Annotated in this window: 3 protein-coding genes and 1 pseudogene; 2 read left to right on the top strand and 2 right to left on the bottom strand. The window is 65.7% G+C overall.

The genetic code is table 11. The features are described from left to right. Nucleotides 1-186, bottom strand: a pseudogene (locus MJ783_RS16570) (hypothetical protein); the annotation flags it as partial. Between the two features lie 45 nt (nt 187-231). Further along, nucleotides 232-972: a hypothetical protein gene (locus tag MJ783_RS16565; protein ID WP_239311350.1), complete on the bottom strand. Its 741-nt coding sequence runs from the start codon at nt 970-972 to the stop codon at nt 232-234. A gap of 581 nt (nt 973-1,553) precedes the next feature. Here MJ783_RS16565 and MJ783_RS16560 point away from each other — a divergent pair. Beyond that, nucleotides 1,554-2,546, top strand: coding sequence for a tyrosine-type recombinase/integrase (locus MJ783_RS16560; protein ID WP_239311349.1), 993 nt, complete (start codon nt 1,554-1,556; stop codon nt 2,544-2,546). Nucleotides 2,547-2,693: 147 nt separating this feature from the next. After that, a complete protein-coding gene (locus MJ783_RS23735) occupies nt 2,694-3,584 on the top strand; it encodes an NlpC/P60 family protein (protein ID WP_370651652.1) in 891 nt (296 codons plus the stop codon). The last annotated feature ends 4 nt before the right edge of the window (nt 3,585-3,588 follow it).

The following is a 3,588-nucleotide window of genomic DNA, read 5'->3' as shown; positions in this document are numbered from 1 at the left end:
CTGGCACCCGGTGAGGGCCGCGTTATCCCGGACCAGGACCGAGTGGACCGCGGCACGTCCTGCCCATTCCAGCGCCATGGCTGACGCGTGTCGCGCCCCGAGAGCGTCGGCAGCGATCTGGTAGCTGGCCCATTCCTCGGCGTCGGCGCGCAGTTCCTCATCAATACGGGACTGCTGGACCAGCATCCGTGCATAGACACCCCGCGGCGGGAACGGCTCGGCCGTCGGTGACTACCAACGCCAATAGGCAGGGATTTCCGGCTCCTCATAATCGGAGGACTGATCCGCAACCGTCACGTGATAGTTGACGGATATCTGGAAGTTGACAGGCGGAGTGGCCTCGGGAATGGAGATTGTCCCAGCGAAGTTGATCTCATGCTGGCCTGGCGGCAATGGCCGCAGCAACACCCAGACACCGTCGGAGACTGACCGTCCTTTTCCGCCGTCAGGGTAAATGGGGTTGTCCGGCACGAAGCAGATCCGGAAAAACGGAGACTGGAACCGGAACCGGCTGCCGGCGGGCCCGAGGTCGATCGGGGTTCCGTCAACGCTTGCGTGCAGGGCTGTCGCGTGGTTGATGTAGTTCGCCGCGCAGGCGCGCAACTCCGCCTCAGTCGTGCCGTTTTTCTCCACGCTGGAGCATTCGGCGGTGATGACTGGAAACAGGATTGCCTTGCCTGCGGGCACAGTGCAGCTCGGGCTGCTGGTCCCAGGGGTGCCGGCGAGAAACCACACCGGTCCGCTCTGGTTGACGGCGCAGTTCTCCCCTGTTGGATCGTTGAGGGGGCTGTCGGGATCCGGGGCACTGACCGCCCACTGCCACCAGGCTGCCGACCACTGTCCGTACGTTTTGCCGGCATATCTCTGGTGAGGCTGCACGACGCTGAATGTGCTGCTGGCCGACGCCGGCGTTGCGATCAGGCCGGTGACAGCGCCAGCCGCAATTACGGCAAGCGCGAGACGGCGCATCATTTCTGGATACCTCTTTCGGCAGGTGGTCCAGATTCCTGGAAAAACGGACCGGTGACAATGAGACGGGGGGAGGCTAGCACGGCGGGAACATCAGCACGGCAATCCGTTCCGTGGCCGCCGGCCGGCCGTTCGTCGCGGATGCTGTGGATGCCGTGGAGCGGTCCACCGAAAAACAACCGAAAAACAGATGTCGGTTCGGAAAAGCCACCATTCAGCCCGGCGACATATTCATGATTCGGGATGTTCGCACCGAACCCGCATGAGTGGACACACACGCTGGCCGTCGCAGGCATACGGGCGTCAGCCCGCTGGTGGCCTCGCCGCGGCACGCCCCCGCGGCGAGAGGCCGCGCTGAGCATGGCGAGCCGACCCATGCTGTCCACCTCGTCGCTGGAAGGCGCAGCCGAAGGTTCAGCCGGCGTCCAGCATCGCCCTGCACCATATCGTTTAACGTTTCGTTTTGAAACGTTGTTTAGTTGTGTATCGATACGATAATCTGATACGAAACAGTTCTCGTTCTGACGCCCGATAAGCTTTACTTCTCGGGCGTCAGCCGGGCGCCGAAAGGGTGGGTTACGAACATGAGCGAAGGCGGCTCAGAAGTTGCTGTCCGTAGATTCGATAGCGACGATGCGCTCTCGCCGGACCTGGTCGAGCGGGTGGCCGACTATGCCCGGGCCGCACGGGCCCCCTCGACCTGGCGCGCCTACGAGACCGACCTTCGCCACTTCGGTGCGTGGTGTGCCGACCAGTCGCCGCAGCTGGCGGTGCTGCCCGCGTCCCCGGAAACCGTGGCCGGTTATCTGGCGGCGCTCGCCGACGCCGGATACAGGCCGACCACCATCCGCCGGCGGCTAGCCGCGATCTCCGTGGCACACCAGCTGGGCCGCCACCCCAATCCGGCGTCATCCCCTGAGGCGGCGACCGTCTGGGACGGCATCCGCCGCACCCACGGCGCCGCGCCGAACCGCAAGAACGCGTTGGAGACCCGCCTGCTCACCCAGGTGCTCGCCGAGCTGGACGACTCCCGGCTCGCCGACATCCGCGACCGGGCGCTGCTACTCGTCGGCTTCGCCGGCTGCCTACGCCGCAGCGAGCTCGTCGCGCTCGACCTGGCCGACATCGCCGAGACGCCGGACGGCGTGATCCTCACCATCCGCAGATCCAAGACCGACCAGGACGCAAGCGGCGCGCTGGTCGGCCTGACCTTCGGTTCCTACCGGCCGACCTGCCCGGTCCGGTCGTGGATCGCCTGGCGGGAGACTGCCGGCATTACGCACGGGCCGGCGTTCCGCGCGATCAACCGGCACGGCGGGGTGAGCAGCGGACGGCTCTACCCGGGATCGGTCGCCCGCATCGTCCAACGGCGGGTCTCATCGGCGGGTCTGTCCCCCACCGACTTCGCCGGCCATTCACTACGGTCCGGGTTCGCCACGGCCGCCGCCCGCGCCGGCGTGCCCGACCGGGCGATCATGCGGCAAGGACGGTGGCGCTCGTCCACCTCACTGGACAGCTACGTGCGGGCGGGCCGTTTGTTCGACCGGGACAACCCCTCCGGCCGGGTCGGCCTGTAGCGGCCGGCCGGCGCTGCCACGCCTGTTGCCCGCTGCCTGTTGATCGGACGGCAAGCCAACGCTGTTACTCTTGGTAACTAGTATCGCTGAAAGTTCTTCGGTCGTCTCTTAGCGTGAGGGTGCTCACTATCACCGTGAGTAACGGGGATGACCGCCGAGGCCCGTCCGCATCCCCGTGTCCGCGAGACGCACGCGGACGGGGCCCGGGCTCGCTGCCCGGACGGCGGCGGAGGGGCGATGGTAATGTCCATCTCAAGCCGTGCAGTCTCACCAACGGTAACTGCGTTCTCCTGTGCTGTTGCCGTCGCGGTGGCGCTTGCGCCTCGTCCGGCCACCGCAAGTGAGCACGCTCCACGCAATGGGTATACGGAAAATGCCGTACCTTCTTCCACGGACGCGGTCTGGTACACATCGTCCTCCTCAGCGTCCAGCACCGTGCAGCTCGCGGCGCTGGAGTATCCCGGTCGGCTGCTGGGCCGAGGGAGCCGGGGAGAGCCAGTCGCGGAGGTCCAGCGCCGGTTGGGGATCACGGCCGACCAGGATTTTGGCCCAGCGACGGAGAGCGCCGTCCGGAGTTTCCAGGCTGGCGCGGGCTTGGTGGCTGATGGAATTGTCGGGCCATTGACGTGGAGTGCGCTTTTCGGGACGACGACAGCGCAGCCGCCGGACTCGACCGCAGGGTCGAACTCGCTCGGCGCGGCGGCAGTCGCGGTCGCCCAGCAGCAGATCGGTAAGCCCTATCGCTATGGTGGCGCCGGACCGAATGACTTCGACTGCTCAGGTCTCATCCAGTATGTCTACGCGCAGGTGGGCGTCTCAGTACCCCGTACAACCTACGAGCAGTTCGACGCGCTACACCCAGTCAGCCGGGCCGATGTTCGCCTAGGTGATGTGATCTTCTTTTTGGATGATCAAGGGCGAGCGTACCACAACGGCCTGTACGCCGGCGGCGGGCAGATGATTGTTTCTCGGCGCCCGGGTACATATGTACAATATCAACTTATCTGGACCGACAACTACCGCATCGGGCGTGTGTAAGAGC

This window comes from Protofrankia sp. Cj3 (assembly GCF_917627355.1).
In the GTDB taxonomy this organism is placed as follows: Bacteria; Actinomycetota; Actinomycetes; order Frankiales; family Frankiaceae; genus Protofrankia.
Note: the sequence above shows the minus strand (reverse complement) of the source record. Positions and strands in the feature narration are given on the sequence as shown.

Coding starts and splice junctions, on each gene's coding strand:
- MJ783_RS16565 (WP_239311350.1), bottom strand. CDS start 972: ATGATGCGCCGTCTCGCGCTTGCCGTAATTGCGGCTGGCGCTGTCACC.
- MJ783_RS16560 (WP_239311349.1), top strand. CDS start 1,554: ATGAGCGAAGGCGGCTCAGAAGTTGCTGTCCGTAGATTCGATAGCGAC.
- MJ783_RS23735 (WP_370651652.1), top strand. CDS start 2,694: ATGACCGCCGAGGCCCGTCCGCATCCCCGTGTCCGCGAGACGCACGCG.